The sequence below is a fragment of the uncultured Rikenella sp. genome (genome assembly GCF_910577125.1).
Taxonomy (GTDB): domain Bacteria; phylum Bacteroidota; class Bacteroidia; order Bacteroidales; family Rikenellaceae; genus Rikenella.
This window is the reverse complement of the sequence record NZ_CAJTMN010000003.1, coordinates 25695-41235: the sequence shown is the minus strand read 5'-3', so window position 1 is coordinate 41235 and position 15541 is coordinate 25695. Positions and strand designations below refer to the sequence as shown.

The 15541-nt window shown below is 58.1% G+C and carries 15 protein-coding genes and 1 tRNA gene; 9 read left to right on the top strand and 7 right to left on the bottom strand.

What is annotated here, in order from left to right; all coding sequences use genetic code 11:
* Window positions 1-135: 135 nt before the first annotated feature.
* The 4 genes from ilvN to QZ292_RS00885 form a co-directional block, all read right to left on the bottom strand.
* Window positions 136-681, bottom strand: a complete 546-nt coding sequence (ilvN, locus tag QZ292_RS00900; RefSeq protein WP_294596493.1) for an acetolactate synthase small subunit — start codon at window positions 679-681, stop codon at window positions 136-138.
* Window positions 682-1359: 678 nt separating this feature from the next.
* Entirely contained in the window at window positions 1360-3099 is a 1740-nt protein-coding gene (ilvB, locus tag QZ292_RS00895) for a biosynthetic-type acetolactate synthase large subunit (RefSeq protein WP_294596490.1), read from the bottom strand.
* Between the two features lie 30 nt (window positions 3100-3129).
* Window positions 3130-4962, bottom strand: coding sequence for a dihydroxy-acid dehydratase (gene ilvD / locus QZ292_RS00890; RefSeq protein ID WP_294596487.1), 1833 nt, complete (start codon window positions 4960-4962; stop codon window positions 3130-3132).
* A gap of 126 nt (window positions 4963-5088) precedes the next feature.
* Window positions 5089-6066, bottom strand: a complete 978-nt coding sequence (locus tag QZ292_RS00885) for a site-specific tyrosine recombinase (protein ID WP_294596484.1) — start codon at window positions 6064-6066, stop codon at window positions 5089-5091.
* 124 nt (window positions 6067-6190) lie between these two features.
* Between QZ292_RS00885 and QZ292_RS00880 the strand changes: the two genes are divergently transcribed.
* From QZ292_RS00880 to QZ292_RS00850, 7 genes are all read left to right on the top strand, one after another.
* Window positions 6191-6619 carry a type II 3-dehydroquinate dehydratase gene (locus QZ292_RS00880; RefSeq protein ID WP_294596481.1) on the top strand — a complete coding sequence of 143 codons (429 nt, stop codon included), beginning with the start codon at window positions 6191-6193 and terminating at the stop codon, window positions 6617-6619.
* A 1356-nt stretch (window positions 6620-7975) separates the two neighbouring features.
* On the top strand, window positions 7976-8128 hold the full coding sequence (locus QZ292_RS00875; RefSeq protein WP_294596478.1) for a hypothetical protein: 153 nt from the start codon (window positions 7976-7978) through the stop codon (window positions 8126-8128).
* Window positions 8113-8388 carry a hypothetical protein gene (locus QZ292_RS00870; protein ID WP_294596475.1) on the top strand — a complete coding sequence of 92 codons (276 nt, stop codon included), beginning with the start codon at window positions 8113-8115 and terminating at the stop codon, window positions 8386-8388. Before QZ292_RS00875 ends, QZ292_RS00870 begins: the two co-directional genes overlap by 16 nt.
* Window positions 8389-8478: 90 nt before the next feature.
* Window positions 8479-9912: a pyruvate kinase gene (pyk, locus tag QZ292_RS00865; RefSeq protein WP_294596472.1), complete on the top strand. Its 1434-nt coding sequence runs from the start codon at window positions 8479-8481 to the stop codon at window positions 9910-9912.
* 68 nt (window positions 9913-9980) lie between these two features.
* A complete protein-coding gene (locus QZ292_RS00860) occupies window positions 9981-10139 on the top strand; it encodes a hypothetical protein (RefSeq protein WP_294596468.1) in 159 nt (52 codons plus the stop codon).
* A 598-nt stretch (window positions 10140-10737) separates the two neighbouring features.
* A complete protein-coding gene (locus QZ292_RS00855; protein WP_294596466.1) occupies window positions 10738-10938 on the top strand; it encodes a hypothetical protein in 201 nt (66 codons plus the stop codon).
* Between the two features lie 240 nt (window positions 10939-11178).
* Window positions 11179-12159 (top strand): hypothetical protein, encoded by a 981-nt coding sequence (locus QZ292_RS00850; RefSeq protein WP_294596463.1) that lies wholly within the window; start codon window positions 11179-11181, stop codon window positions 12157-12159.
* A 72-nt stretch (window positions 12160-12231) separates the two neighbouring features.
* On the opposite strand, the gene QZ292_RS00845 is transcribed toward QZ292_RS00850, so the two are convergent.
* Together QZ292_RS00845 and QZ292_RS00840 are read right to left on the bottom strand one after the other, a co-directional pair.
* Window positions 12232-12293: transfer RNA gene (locus QZ292_RS00845), tRNA-Lys, on the bottom strand.
* Window positions 12294-12423: 130 nt separating this feature from the next.
* A complete protein-coding gene (locus tag QZ292_RS00840; RefSeq protein ID WP_294596460.1) occupies window positions 12424-12768 on the bottom strand; it encodes a hypothetical protein in 345 nt (114 codons plus the stop codon).
* Between the two features lie 127 nt (window positions 12769-12895).
* On the opposite strand from QZ292_RS00840, the gene QZ292_RS00835 reads away from it, so the two are divergent.
* A complete protein-coding gene (locus QZ292_RS00835; RefSeq protein WP_294596457.1) occupies window positions 12896-13432 on the top strand; it encodes a DUF2148 domain-containing protein in 537 nt (178 codons plus the stop codon).
* A 257-nt stretch (window positions 13433-13689) separates the two neighbouring features.
* Window positions 13690-14295 (top strand): recombinase family protein, encoded by a 606-nt coding sequence (locus tag QZ292_RS00830; protein WP_294596454.1) that lies wholly within the window; start codon window positions 13690-13692, stop codon window positions 14293-14295.
* A gap of 115 nt (window positions 14296-14410) precedes the next feature.
* Here the strand turns inward: QZ292_RS00830 and QZ292_RS00825 are convergent, their stop codons facing one another.
* Window positions 14411-15457, bottom strand: coding sequence for a hypothetical protein (locus tag QZ292_RS00825; RefSeq protein WP_294596451.1), 1047 nt, complete (start codon window positions 15455-15457; stop codon window positions 14411-14413).
* Window positions 15458-15541 lie beyond the last annotated feature (84 nt).

Sequence of the window (15541 nt, the reverse complement as noted above, 5' to 3'; positions counted from 1 at the left end):
GTTGGTTGATATGTCTTGTTTTGTGTGTTTCGGGTTTTGTTTCCGAGGGGTTAAAGGTAGGGATTTATCGGCGAAGTTGCGATGAATCGGGCCTTTTTATTACATGAAAAATCGGTTCGGGCGAAAGGTGCCGGATCATTCGCCTGCGGCGAGCTGGCCGAGGACGTTTTCCACGGAGGTGTCGTGCAGGACGAGGTTCTCGGAGCGGGTGAATTGAAGGAGCATGCCGCCGGTTTGCAGGTAGTCGCGCAGGCTCTCGATCTCTTCTTTGGTGCCGGTGCGTTCGAGGACGATGTAGTCGGGGTCGACTTCGATCACGCGGGCGTTATACGCTTTCAGACAGGCGTTTCCGTTGTGGCGGAAGGCGTCGGGCGATACTTTGTAGAGGGCGATCTGCTGGGCGGTCAGTTCGTCGGAGCGGTATTTGTCGGCGCGGAGCACTTCGACGATCCGCTCGATGCTGCTCAGGACGCGGCGGGCGGTGTCTTCGGTGGTGAAGGCGTGGATGGTGAACATGCTGATGCCTTTGACCGGGGTCTCGCTGACTTTCAGGCTCTCGATGTTGATCTTGCGCCGGGTGAAGATGGAGGTGATGCGGCCCAGTACGCCGACTTGGTTCTCGGTGAAGACGGTCACGATATATTCGCGGATCGTGGGATCGGTGTCGCGGGTGGGTGCCATGGCTTCTCTGTGGTTGGTCGATTACGGGGCTATGTTGCAATCGAAGGGGTTGGTATTCAGTTCGTAAGGTCTGTTATTCGCGGAAAGTTTAAACATTGTTACAACTTTTATACTTTATGTTTAAAAATTGCAGCAAAATGTATAAACTTTTTTATACATCGGGCGGGCCTGAGTTGTTGTTGCGCGCCTTGGGAAATCTTGTTCAAACACGCAATCGTGTTTGAACGATTTCCCTTTTAAGGCGGGGCGCGCATTTGCTGACTGGCCGTCTCGGCCCAATGCCCTGTTTCGCGCGCCTGCGCGATTCATCTATATTCGGCTATTGCCGAAATCGCTGAATCGCTCCTTAAGGCGTGGCGCGCGTCGAGCTGTGTGCCGGACAGAACTGTTCTTTTTGTGAACAAAAAGAACCAAAAAAACTTTAGAGGATGCTTGCGCATCCTAAAGCTACCGGTGCCCCAGTCCTTTTTTCGCGCGCCTTGCGCAATTCATTCTATTTCGGCTTACCGCCGAAATGATTGAATCGCTTCTTTAGGCGGGGCGCGCGTCTTTGACTACAGGAGGGTACTGCGCTCGGGCCGCGCGGGCCCCACGTCCCGTGGACGGGAAATGCTTACGCATTTCCACTACCAGCCTCGCCCCAGTTCTCAGTTTCGCGCAGCTGTCTAATGACGCCGGTCACTCGCTGTAGAGCAGCTCGTCCAATGAGGCGCCGCCGGGGATCATCGGAAAGACGTTGTCTTCTTTCCCCACGGCGACTTCCAAAAAGTAGGGGCCGGGGGTGGCGAACATCTCCCGAACGGCTGCCTGCAGCTCGCTCCGATCAATCACGCGACGGGCGGGAATATCGTAGGCGCCGGCGATCCGGACGAAGTCGGGGTTCACGAGCTCGGTGGCGTTGTAGCGTCTCTCCATAAACAGCTGCTGCCACTGGCGTACCATGCCGAGGAAGGTGTTGTTCAAAACAACGATCTTGACAGGAATCCCCCAGTGGATGATGGTGCCGAGCTCTTGCATGGTCATCTGGAAACCGCCGTCGCCGAGGAAGACGACTACGTCGCGCCCGTGTGTCTCTCCATCCCGCCGGGCGGCTTCGTCGAGGGCGACTTTCGCGCCGATGGCGGCGGGAAGACCGTATCCCATAGTCCCCAAACCGCCGGAGGTCACTAAGCTCCGGGTGTGTTTGTATAGCGAGTAACGGGCGGCCATCATCTGGTGCTGGCCGACGTCGGTCACGACGACGGCTTCGCCGCCGGAGGCTTCGGCCACGGCGCGGACGGTCTCGCCCATGGTCAGTGTATCCCGCTCGGGCTGCAGCTGGCGCCGGATGACGCGCTCTTCTTCGACGGCGGCATGGTCGGCGGCCTGGGCAAACCAAGCTTCGCGGGGTTTCCGGACGATATCGCCGGCGTTGAGCAAAGCGGTCAGGGCTTCGCGGGCGTCGCCGAGCAGGGCGAGGTCGGTGTGGACGTTCTTGTCGATCTCGACGGGGTCGATCTCGATGTGGATCACTTTCGCTTTCGGGGCGTAGGTCTTCAGGTTGCCGGTCACGCGGTCGCTGAAACGCATGCCGACGGCGAGCAGCAGATCGGCTTCCTGGGTCATGAGGTTACCGGCTACGTTCCCGTGCATGCCGACCATACCTATATATAAAGGATGGTCGCTCGGGATGCTCGAAAGCCCCATCAGGGTCGAGGCCACGGGAATATTTCCTGCTTCGGCGAGTTGCAGGACTTCCTGTTCGGCGCCGGAAATCTTCACGCCGTTCCCTACGAGGATCAAAGGCCGTTCGGCTTCGTTGAGCAGGGCGAGGGCGTCGCGCACGGCGTCGGGATCGATGGCCGGATTGGGGTGGTAGCTCCGGATGCCGGTGCAGGGTTCCCAACGGTAGTCGCCGATGGCGGTCAAGGCGTCTTTGGTGAATTCGATGTATACGGGCCCGGGACGGCCCGATCCGGCGATATAGAATGCCTTGGCGATGGTGGGCACGATCTCGTCGAAGCGGGTCACCTGGTAGTTCCACTTGGTGATCGGCACGGTCATATTGATCATATCGGCCTCTTGGAAAAAGTCGGTTCCCAAGGCCGTTGATGGTACTTGTGCGGAGAGGCAGACGATCGGGGTGGAGTCGAGCATGGCGTCGGCGATCCCGGTCAGCAAATTGGTCGCCCCCGGTCCCGAGGTGGCCATGCAGACGCCGGTCCGGTTCGAGACGCGGGCGTAGCCTTGGGCGGCGTGAACGGCGCCCTGCTCGTGCCGCGTCAGGAGGTGACGCAGTTCGGGGTAGTCCTGAAGCCGGTCGTAAACGGGGGTGATGCTCCCGCCGGGGTAGCCGAAGACGGTCTCGACGCCCTGGTTGATCAGGGAGGAGAGGAGGGCTTCGGCGCCGGTGATGCGGGCTTTTTCGGTATATCTCATGATTCTGTCGCTCTGGTGTTTGATGTGGGTCTACTCGACGATCCGGACGGCGCCTTTGTCGGCGGAGGAGACCATGTGGGCATAGGCGCGCAGGGCTTTGCTCACGGTGCGTTCCCGGTGGGGGCGGAAGCCGCCGTTCGACCGGATGTGTTCCATGCGCCGGGCCAAAATGTCGTCGGCTACGACTAAGGATATGGAGCGGTTGGGAATGTCGATCCGAATTTTATCGCCGTCTTCGACGGCGGCGATCAGGCCGCCTGCGGCGGCTTCGGGCGAGCAGTGGCCGATCGAGAGTCCCGATGTCCCGCCGGAAAACCGGCCGTCGGTCAGCAGGGCGCATGCCTTGTCGAGTTTGACGGTCTTGAGGTAGGAGGTGGGGTAGAGCATCTCTTGCATCCCCGGCCCGCCCCGCGGCCCTTCGTAGCGGATAATCACGACGTCTCCTGCCTTGACAGTCCCGTCCAATATCCCTTTGCTGGCCTGTTCCTGGGAGTCGAAAACGCGAGCTGTCCCTTCGAATACGAGGATGGAGGCGTCGACGCCGGCGGTCTTCACGATACACCCGTCTTTCGCAATATTTCCGTAGAGCACTGCCAGCCCGCCGTCTCGCATATAAGCGTGTTCGATGTCGCGAATGCACCCCGCGGCCCGATCCCGGTCGTAGTCGGGGTACATTGTGTCCTGAGACCCCAATACGGTGTTGACTTCGGGCCGGTTCCCGGGGGCGGAGAGGTAACGTTCGGTATCTTCGGCCCGGGCGCTGGTGCCGAGGTTGGCGATATCGTACCGGGCCACGGCCTCTGCCAGGGTCAAGCCGTCGGCGCGTTTCACGCTGCCGTCGATCAGGCCTGCGCGAAGCAGGATGCCGAGGATGGACATAATTCCGCCGGCGCGGTTGACTTCCTGTATGTGATAGGAGGAGTGGTTGGGGGCCACTTTACACAGCACGGGCAGTTTTCTCGACAAGGCGTCGATGTCGCGCATGGTGAAGTCTACGCCGGCCTCTTGTGCCACTGCCAACAGGTGCAGCACGGTGTTGGTCGACCCACCCATGGCGATGTCGAGGCTCATGGCGTTGAGAAAGGCTTGTTGGGTCGCGATAGACCGGGGCAGGACGCTGTCGTTGTCGTTGAAATAGTAGTCGCGGGCGTTCTTAACAATCAGTTTCGCGGCGGCTTCGAAGAGTTTCCGGCGGTTCTTATGTGTCGCCACGATCGTTCCGTTCCCGGGTAGCGAAAGTCCCAAGGCTTCTGTGAGGCAGTTCATGGAGTTGGCGGTGAACATGCCGGAGCAGGAGCCGCAGGTGGGGCAGGCGTGGCGCTCGATTTTCGAGAGCTGGGCGTCGGATATACTCGGGTCGGCTCCTTTGACCATCACGTCGATGAGGTCATAAGCCTCCCCGTCCACAACCCCCGCCTCCATCGGGCCGCCGCTCACGAATACGGCGGGAATGTTCAGCCGCATGGCGGCCATCAGCATCCCGGGGGTGATCTTGTCGCAGTTCGAGATGCAGACGATGGCGTCGACGGTGTGGGCCTGGCACATGTATTCCACGGAGTCGGCGATCAGGTCGCGCGAGGGCAGGGAGTAGAGCATCCCGTCGTGGCCCATGGCGATGCCGTCGTCGATGGCGATGGTGTCGAATTCGGCGGCGTAGCACCCTTCGGCTTCGATGAGCTGTTTGAGCTCCTGACCGATGCGGTGCAGGTGGGTGTGACCGGGTACGAATTGGGTGAAGGAGTTCACGATGCCGATCACGGGCTGGCCGAACTGCTCCTCTTTCATGCCGTTGGCGCGCCAAAGGCTGCGTGCGCCGGCCATCCGGCGGCCTCGGGTGCTGATATCGCTGCGTAGTGGTTTCATGTGTGTGTGACGTTGTGGGCTGTTTTCCCGGTACAAATGAAGAAAATAACCCTCGCCGGCTCCAAATGGAGTTCGGTGAGGGTTACGGTTTCCAATCTCGATTTATATGATGTAAAATATTTTTAATTAGTCTGTTGGAGTGTGTTTTTCTTCGGTTTCAAGCGGCTCTTTTTTCTCGCCGGGGGTGAGGCGGGCGAGCGGGTGGAGGGACATGGTGCTCTGAAGGTCGCGCAGCTCGAGGTGGGTGTAGATCTCGGTGGTCAGGATGGATTCGTGGCCCAAAAGCTCTTGCACGGCGCGGATGTCGGCGCCGCCCTGGAGCAGGTGGGTGGCGAAGGAGTGGCGCAGGGTGTGGGGGCTGATGGTCTTGGCGATGCCGGCGGCGGAGGCGGTGCGGCGGATGATGGTGAAGATCATCACGCGGGTGAGCCGGCGGCCGTTCCGGTTCAGGAAGACGATGTCGGAGGAGTCGGACTGGACGGGCATCCGGCGGCGCTGGTCGAGGTAGAGCTCCAGCTGGCGCTGGGCGGGAGGGGCGATGGGGACGAGGCGTTGTTTGTTGCCTTTCCCGGTCACGCGGATCACGCCGTCGTCGGTGAAGAGGTCGCTCAGACGGAGGGTGACCAACTCGCTGACGCGGAGGCCGCAGCAGTAGAGGACTTCGAGGATGGCGCGGTTGCGGTGGCCGAGGGGGGTGCTCAGGTCGATGGTGTCGAGCATGCGCCGGATTTCGTCGTAGGAGAGGGTGTCGGGCAGCCGGCGGGCGATTCGGGGGGTGTCGATGAGTTCGGTGGGGAGGGTGTCGATGCGGTCGGCGTGGAGGAGGTAGGCGAAAAAGCTCCGGATGCCGCTCAGGGTGCGGGCCTGGGTGGAGTCGCCGGCGCCGGTGTCGTAGAGGTGGGCCATGAAGGCTTCGATGTCGCCGGGAAGGACGCTTTCGGGGGCGACGGGCTGGGGGCGGGAGAGCAGAAAGGCGGAGAGGCGCTCGGCGTCGTGGAGGTAGGCTTCGATGCTGTGGAGGGAGAGGTTCCGCTCGAAACGGAGGTAGTCGCGGTAGTTGTCCAGAGACTGGCGCCAGGCGGCGGGGATATCGGGGGTGTTCATGGTTCGGGGCGGGTTGCGGGGCGCGGGTAGTTGTGCTGCCGGGTTGCGGGGCGGGCGAAAATACGCTCGGATGGGGCTAAATTACCTAAATTTGCACTAAATTTGACGTCTCATCGGTGTTTTCATGAAAAAGTTATTGATTATCAACGGGCCGAATCTCAATTTGCTGGGGGTGCGCGATCGGGAGGTGTATGGCTCGCGGGGGTTCGAGGATTACCTGACGGAGTTGCGGACGCTGTTCGAGGGGCGGGCGGTGTTGGACTATCTCCAGTCGAACGGGGAGGGGGAGTTGATCGATGCGATCCATGGGGCGAGGGAAAATTATGACGGGCTGGTGCTCAATGCGGGGGGGTACACGCATACGTCGGTGGCGCTGGCGGATGCGGTGGGAGCGGTGGCGGGTTGCGGTCTGGAGACGGTGGAGGTGCATATCTCGAACATCCTGGCGAGGGAGGAGTTCCGGCATGTCTCGCTGATCGCGCCGAGGTGCAGGGGCTCGATCATGGGGTTCGGGCTGGAGTCGTACCGGCTGGCGGTGCTGAGCTTTCTGTAGGGGCGCAGCTTGAGTCTTGCGGAGCCTGAGGCGTCGCGGTCAAAGAATGGGGTAGAGGCTGCCGCAGCGAAACGTAGTTTCGCCCGTCCACGGGACGTGGGGCCTGCGCGGCCCGAGCGCAGTACCCTCCCGTAGAAAAAGTCGCCCGCCCACGTAAAGAGGGATTTCGCTCGTTTTGCGATGAGCAAAATCGAGATGAAATCCCAGCGGGCGACGGTTGAAATCCCTCGCGCGCCACGCCTAAGGAGGAAAATCATTCAAAAGCGTTCCACGCTTTTGGATAAGATTTTCCAAGGCGCGCGGAAAAAGGCGGCGGAGCGGGATCGGAGCCGCAGTGAGGCGGACACGGGGCAGTGCTTGGGCTGAAGCTTTTGTCCGGGCTTTGGGCCGAGAGCGAGTAGCGCGATTCCGCGAGGAATCGCCGGGCTTGCGCGCTGGGCCTTCGGCCCACCCCCGGAGCGCGCAGCCCGAACCGGCAAAGAATTGAGCAGAGTTTTGGCGACCCGAAAGGGTCGCGCAGTCCGACGCCACTCCATGCGGCGGGCTGCAACTTCGCGGAGCTCGTTGCGTTTCCGCTGGCGTCGAACTGCGATGGGCTCGGGAAGGTATATTGGGCTGTGGATTGAGCTGAACTATTGCGGCCTTTAGGGGTGCCGGCGTTGTCGCCCAGGCGCTTTGCGCCTCGGGGGGATGGGCGACAGGCCGAATGGGGTAGAGAATTGGAGGGGGCTTGTAGATTGTGGGTAGGGCGGTGTTCTTGCAGCTCGGAGGCCCGCAACTGACGTTGCTATTAGGTTTCGACCCGCCACACCCCGCCCCGGGCCACCGCGGCCTCGGCGACGGTACATTGTGGTATGTCGATAACAGCGGGTATAGCTGGGCTGCAACAGCCAGTGGCATTAATAGTATGTACTTGGGCTTCTATGCGACGGAACTCCGCCCCTGCAACTCGGCGGGCCATGCTTTCGGTTTTCAGTTGCGTTGCCTCTCGGAATAAACGGTGCGTGTCGCACTCACAATTGGCAGCCTCTACCCTATTGGGCCGACACAGCCGCAGCGAAACGTAGTTTCGCTCTGTCCCGCCGGGGCGCCCATCGGGCGTTTTATTGGGGTTCTCTTGGCCTTATTAGCCGGACGCCGCCCGCGTAGGGCAGTTCCGTCCTGTTAGGGTAGAGGCAGCCATTTCGGAGTGCCCGAAGGCACCGCGCGCCACGCCTAAAGAGGGAAATCGGCAAAATGCACTTGTGCGTTTTGGCTGGATTTCCCAAAGGCGCGCGTAGGGTAGACACGGTCAATAAAACACCCTGTGGGTGCGCCCCGGGCTTCCGCGACGCAGGGAACAATGGGCGTTTAGGAATGTTGATGTTTTCCGGCAACCGCGGTTACAGCTGGTCTTCGACAGCCAGAGGTACCAATGGCATGAACTTGCGTTTCGATATGACATGGTTGAATCCTTGTAACGCAGACAGTCGCGCCTACGGTTTTCAGTTGCGTTGCCTCTCGGAATAAACGCACCCACAGGGTGTTTTATTGGCTGTGTCTACCCCAATAAAGCCGCCTTTACCACCGGCGGCCCCGCCCCGGGCTACCGCGACTTCGGTCGGAAGGGCTGGGAGGGCATAACAAGAGGCATCGGCAACGGCGGTTACAGTTGGTCATTGTTGGCTGGCAATACCAATGGCATGTTGAGTTTCGACATGACGTGGCTCAATTCCAGCGGCTCGGACTACCGCGCCTACGGCTTTCAGTTGCGTTGCCTCTCGGAATAAACGGGGCGAAACTTTTCGACCTGCATAAACCCGACTCGGAGTCGGCGCACGCTGCAAACAAAATAGAACCGATACACGAATACAAATAAGATGGAAAAGAAAACCAAAATAGTCGCTACGATTTCGGACAGGCATTGCGAGGTCGACTTCATTCGGGAACTCTATGCCGAAGGAATGAATGTCGTGAGGATCAATTCGGCGCACACCTCGTTCGAGGGGGCGACCGAAATTGTCAATAATGTCCGGGCGGTTTCCGAAAAAATCGCCATACTGGTCGATACGAAGGGGCCGGAGATCCGGACGACCCGAATGGGAGACGAAGGGGTCGCGGTCGAGGAGGGAGAGGTGATCGCGCTCCGGGGAACGGACGATAATGAACGGCTCTCGTCGAGGGACTGTATATTCCTGAACGACAAGGATGTGTTCGATGAGGTGCCGGTCGGGGTGGATGTCCTGATCGATGACGGGGATATTGCGCTGGAGGTGACGGACAAAATCGACGGGGCGCTGATCGCCAGGGTGCGGAACAGCGGGGTGATCAGGGGACGAAAAAGTGTCAATATTCCGGCTGTCCATCTCCATCTGCCGGCCCTGACGGAACGGGATATCGCCTATATTCACTGGGCGGTGAGGATGAACCTCGATTTCATCGCGCATTCGTTCGTGCGGAACAAGGAGGATCTGATGGAAATCCAACGCATCCTGGACGAGGAGCACAGCACGATCAAAATCATCTCGAAGATCGAAAATCAGGAGGGGGTCGATCATATCGACGAAATCCTGGACCATACGTATGCGGTGATGGTGGCGAGGGGGGACTTGGGGGTCGAACTGCATGCGGAACAGATTCCGATCGTCCAGAAAAATCTCGTCCAAAAGTGTATCGAAAGCAAAAAACCGGTCATTATCGCGACGCAGATGCTCCACTCGATGATCAATAACCCGAGGCCGACGAGGGCGGAGGTGAGCGATGTGGCGAATGCGATTTTCCAGCGGGTGGATGCCATCATGTTGAGCGGTGAGACGGCCAATGGGAGGTATCCGGTGGAGGCGGTCAAGGCGATGACCAAAATCGCGCTGGCGATCGAACAGGAGGTGGAGCCGATCATCGATGTCAATATGGTGAGGATCAATAACGAGATCACGGCGCAGTTGGCGAGGTCGGCGGTCAGGGCGTGTACGAATCTGCCGGTCAAGGCGGTGCTGATCGATACGTTGTCGGGGCGTACGGGGCGATATCTGGCGGCGTTCAGGGGCGAAAAACCGGTCTATGCGCTCTGCTACAGAAAGCATGTGATGCGGGAGCTGGCGCTCTCGTACGGGGTCTATGCGGGGTATGCGGAACCGGCGATTGCGCATGACAGGTTCAGTTATCAGATGCTCCTGATTCTCGAACGGGAGGGGAAAATCGCCAATGAGGATCTGGTGGTGGTGGTCGGAGGATCGTTCGGGGCGGCGAAGGGGGCGTCGTTTATGGAGATCAGCAAGGTGATCCATCTGCTCAACCGGGCGATGACGGAGTAGGGCGGTGAGCGGGGCTTTGGGGACGAGGCCCCGCCCCGGGCTACCGCGGAGCCGGCAACGAAGAATGGATGGGCGGTTTAGCTTATGTCGGGGCTTATGGATACAGTTGGGCCTCTACGGTCAACGGGGCCAATGGCATGTACATGGCTGCCTATGTAACCTGGCTTGAACCATGTAGCATCAGTTTTCGTGGCTTCGGTTTTCAGTTGCGTTGCCTCTCGGAATAAACGCACCCACAGGGTGTTTTATTGGCTGTGTCTACCCTAAGACAACCTCTACCCTATTTGCCCACCGCGGGCACGCGGGGCCCGGCCGGCCCGAGGCCAGTCGATGTTCAACCGCGCGCCGACGCCTGAATAGGGAAATCGGCAAAATGTGCCAGCACATTTTGACAGGATTTCCCCAAGGCGCGCGGACAGAGAACGGGGCGCAGCAAACAAGTAAGCGAAACGCAGTTTCGCTCCGTCCCGCCGGGGTCACCCGGACGCCGCCCGCGTAGGGCAGTTCTATCCTGTTAGGGTAGAGGCGGCCCTGTCGGAGTGCCCGAAGGCACCGCGCGCCGACGCCTTAACGGGGAAATCGTTCAAAATGCACTTGTGCGTTTTGACTGGATTTCCCAAGGCGCGCGGGAAAAGCCCGTTTTACCTAACGTCGTTCGGTTCTCCGTCTTTGGGTTCTATATCGATCTCTTTTCTTTGTTCCGCTTGGGCCGCGGGGGCCCCTACTTTCTACTATGTGGTAGAAAGTAGGCAAAGAGCACATTCAAGGGGGATTCACATCCCCCTTGAAAATCCCCCGACGATTCCTTTTAAGAGAGGCGGCCATTTGCCCGCCCCGGGCTTCCGCCACCGGGATACGGGTGCGCTGAATTACGTCGGCAGCTACGGGTACAGCTGGTCGTCCACGTCCTACGGTTCAGGCGACCACTACCGTGGCATGTACTTGAACTTCGGCACAGTGGGAATCAGTACCAGCTATGCGGACTACCGCAGTTTCGGTTTTCAGTTGCGTTGCCTCTCGGAATAAACGGAACTGGGGAGAGCGAAAATCTTTTGTGGAAAATCTCGAAGGGTTATCTTTTCCGGGAAAAATACAAAACAGGCAGGAGGTGGTGTGTTTTCGGTTGCAGTGGTGGATTATCAGAATAGAAATAATATAAAGGAATTAATTTATAATATTTATTGAATTTTGAATGTAATTTGTGGACGCTTTTCTGGATTATAAAAATAAAATGATGTATGTTTGAGCATGTAATCAATTCTCTTAATGCTCATGAAAATCTTTGGGATGGCAGCGGTGATCGGCGGATGTATGCTCTTGAACACGGCTTGCCGGCTGGATCGGCCCGACCCGCTGCCGCAGGGGACTGTGTATAGCGTGCTGCTCGATCTGGAAAAGGAGTCGGTGGAGGAACACGATCGGCCGATCGGAGCGACCAAAGCGGAGGAGAAAGATATCTATGCCGTGCAGGTCTATAAGGGGTTGCTTAAGTATGCGTATGGGATTTTCGATGATCCGGCCCAAATGAGGCTGGAATTAGAGGAGGGAAAGAGTTACAAAATCGAAGTAACGGCCATCGAACGGGCGACGGCTCTCTTGGCTTCTGCCGGCAGCGGGATGTATGGAGCACCGTTCGACTTGGGGGGAGTCGGAGCAGGGCCGGGAAAAATCACCAACACATTCATAAAAAATAAGACCGGGAGCAATGTAGGCATGAACAACCTGACGAAGGGAACGACTGCTTTACCGGAGGGGAATGGAGTCAAAGAATACGATCGGCCGCCGGTGAGTCGCTTTTATGGAGTTGTGGAGGGGATTCAGCCGGAGGAGGGGATGCGGATCAAGATACCGCTCAAATGGGTCTGTTTTGCTCTGACTGTGCAGCCGCAGGATTTCCTGGAGGGTACACTGGAAATCGAGATGGAGGGCGCTCCGAAACTGACGATCGCCGCCGGAGAACCGGAGGCGGTGACGCAAAAGGTTTTCTGTTTTGCCCATTTGACTAAATCGGACGGAGACTGGCGGGAGGAGGAGTATCAGGAGACTGTGCCCACGACTATCCGGTGGATCAAGGCGGATGGAACGGAGGTGCTGCTCAGGGAGAATGCTCCTTTCATTTTCAAACGCAAGTTCGAGAAGATCTTGCAGGTGGTTTGCGGCGATGAGCCGAACAATGGTCTTTTCGCGGAAAAGGAGGAGGTCGCGCTGCAGCCGGAGGAGCCGGAAATCATACGGCCTGCGGATTGAACGGTAGGATTTTATTTTTGTCCAATCAAAAAAAAGCCTTTGTAATCAATTGATTACAAAGGCATTTTGTGATCCCGCTGGGGCTCGAACCCAGGACCCCAACATTAAAAGTGTTGTGCTCTACCAGCTGAGCTAGAGAAGCATCTTTCCCTTTTTGGTGTTGCAAAAGTAGACAAAATTTCGAAACCGACAAACTTTTTCCTGAAAAAATCCTCGCCTTTTCTCTCAAGTCGCTGGAGAACAGGCGCCTTGCGGATGGATTCCCTAAAACGGGATCGCGTTTCCGTCCCACTCCACCCGTACCGCCTCTCTCCCGTTCGTAGCCCACTCTACCAAAGCGGCGACAAGGCGCGGTGTGACGGACTCCGGAATCGGAAACGGCAAAAGGTATCTGCCGGTCGACCCGACGTTTTCTCCCTGAAAATACCTCCCCCGGGTAATGACATAGGCTTTCCCGGGGTGATCCAGCGGACAGCTGAGGATAAGCCGTTTGTCTGCGGACACCACTTGCAGCACCTGATACGGGCTCTCTTCGTCCAATGCAACGTGCCAGACGTACGTCCGGCTGTCGCAAATGATCGTTCGACGGCCTTTTGTACTAACTCCCATGCAATCTCCTTTTTCTCGGGTGCAAATCTCTCGTTTTCGAGCGAAAATTCAAAACCTTCTTCTCCAACCGTCGGCAGGAGTCCGAATTTTCGTTAGATTTGAACCTCAGAATCAAATACTGTCGGCTATGATAGAGACCGAAACCGAACTCCGAAATGTGACGCTTCGCCAGGTCGCTCTTCTGATGATGAATGCTGCCCGTACAGCTCCGAAAGCCCGAGGCGTCGATCACCTCGAACTCGCGCTGCTCACCGGGGACGAGATCGGACGGCTGGCTGACCGGCTGGTCGAGCTCAGTGTCCGGCCCGGTTGCGGATTTTTTGCCCGCGACGGGGAAAATATCCGTCGGGCGGGGGCGGTTGTCCTGTTCGGTACGCACAGGGCACCTCTCGGACTCGATTGCGGATGGTGCGGTTATCCGGCTTGTGCGGCTAAGGAGCTGCAGGCGCCGGAGGCTCCTTGTGCGTTCAATATGAACGATTTGGGGATTGCCGTGGGGTCGGCTGTCTCGGTCGCTGCCGACCACCGGGTGGATTGCCGGGTGATGTATTCGGTCGGGGTTGCGGCCCGCGATCTCGATCTCCTGCCGGGCTGCCATGCGGTGCTGGGGGTGCCGCTGAGCGCGGGGGGCAAGAGTCCTTTTTTCGATCGGAAGGCGTTGTAGCTTCCTCCCCCGGGGGACGACTTTTTGCTAACGGATGTCCGGACTTTCTGGCTGAGGGTTCGGGCATTCGTTTTTTTGTCTCCGGAAGGGTGTATGTATGACAAATATAAATCAAAACACATATATAAATCAATGATTTATTGAAATAAATTGTCATGAATTTTTTGTTGCTCGACGCTGCTCCGTCCGGAAATTTCGTTACTTTGCGAGACGTAACCAAGCGTTTTGTTTACCAACTTTTTTACATTATTCCGGATATGCCTGTCATTGCCTACCTGAGAGTCAGCACAGACAAACAACACATTGAAAACCAGAAGGATGAAATCCGCCGGTTCGCCCAGGCCCGCGACCTGGAGATCGACCGCTGGGTCACGGAGACGGTCAGCGGTAAGACGCGTAATCGGGATCGAAAGCTCGGGCCGCTGCTCCGAAGCATGCAGGGCGGTGATACGCTGATCGTTACGGAGATCTCGCGCCTGAGCCGCACGCTCACCGACCTGATGTCGATTCTGGGGCGGTGTCTGGAGAAAAAGATCGTCCTGTACAGTACGAAGGAGGGGTATGTCTTCGATAACAGCATCAACAGCAAGGTGTTGGCTTTCGCTTTCGGGCTCGTCGCCGAGCTGGAGCACAACCTGATGTCTCTGAGAACCAAGGAGGCGCTGGCGCTCCGGAAGGCCGAGGGGGTGCATATCGGTCGGCCGTATGGGACGGATGTCAAAAAACGGATCCTGGTCGATAACCGGCACACGATTGCGGATATGCTGCGGCAGGGGCGCACGGTGAGCCATATCTGCCGGACGTTCAATGTGTCGCGTACGGTCTACTATGCGTTTCGGCGCGAGTATCGCTGGACGGAATAGTTTTGTGCGGGGACAAAAAAGGCACGGGGAAGAACCACCAACCCCCGTGCCGTGCGCCTCGCTCTTTCCGAGGGGCGGGCGCTTCACGAATAAAAACCTTACACTACTAAAGTTTTTATCTTAACAGAAAAGCCATCGAATTCGGTCTCAGACCCACGTTTCCCAGGGTGTAGAGTTTGTCGCCTGCTGCATTGTAGCAGTCTACTGTCCCTCCTTCGCCGAGGTAGAAGATTTCGCCGCTGAGCGGATTGGTCGCCACTCCGTAGTAGACCGGTTCGTCGGCGATGAAGGTCGTTACTTCGTTGGTCTTTATGTTCACTTTCTTGACGGCCGATTCGAACACGATGTAGCTGAAATGGCTCGTATAGATGTAGTCGCCGTAGGTGGCTATTTTGCTGGCCATCAGGTCGGGGAAGGTGTAGACGACTTCGTTTTTCTGCGGGTCGATCCGGTGCAGCTGGGCGTCGACGGTCATCCAGTCGCCCGAGGTGACCAGGTAGAGGAAACCGTCTGATCCGGCCAGCAGTGCGGTCGGATTGACGGGGGTTTCGATCTGGGAGACCTCTTGGAAGGCGTCGATGTCGATCACCGATACGGTATTCCCGCTGCCCTGCATGCCGCCTTTGGTGGCGTCGTTGGCTACGTAGATCTTGTCGTTCAGCACGGCGATCCCTTCGCAGTATTCGCCGTTCACCGGAGCGGTGCCGTTCACGGTCAGGGTCAGGGTGTCGATCCGCACGACTTCGCCTTTGTAGGACGATACGTAGACGCGCCCTCCGCTGCAGGCTAAGGACCGGGGGCGGTCGACGGTCAGCGTCTTTACTAACTTGCCGTCTGCGGCGTTCATGACCAGCACTGCGTTGTCTTCCAGTACGGTGCAGTACATCTTCGAACCGTAGATTTCCAGGGCGCTGGGGGTTCCGCCGATGTGGGCGCCTCCGTTCTGCTGGCTGAAATAACCGGCTGTCAGTTGTTTGTCCGAAAGCTGGTAGTAGGCGATCGATGCCGAATTTTCCACGCCCCAAGTGCCTTCGTTGAGGATGTAGTAGCCGACGGTTTCGGTGGGTTCGTGGGGCGGGGGTACTTTGGGCCCTTTGTCGTCTTTACAGCCGAAGAGCAACAAGGCAGCACTGAGTGCCGTCAGGAGTTTGAGGTTTTTCATCTTTATTTGTGTGAGTTTAAAGATTGGTGTTCCAAACTACCGGCTCCGCTTGTCGGAAACGGCATGGAACCCAGACGAAAATCG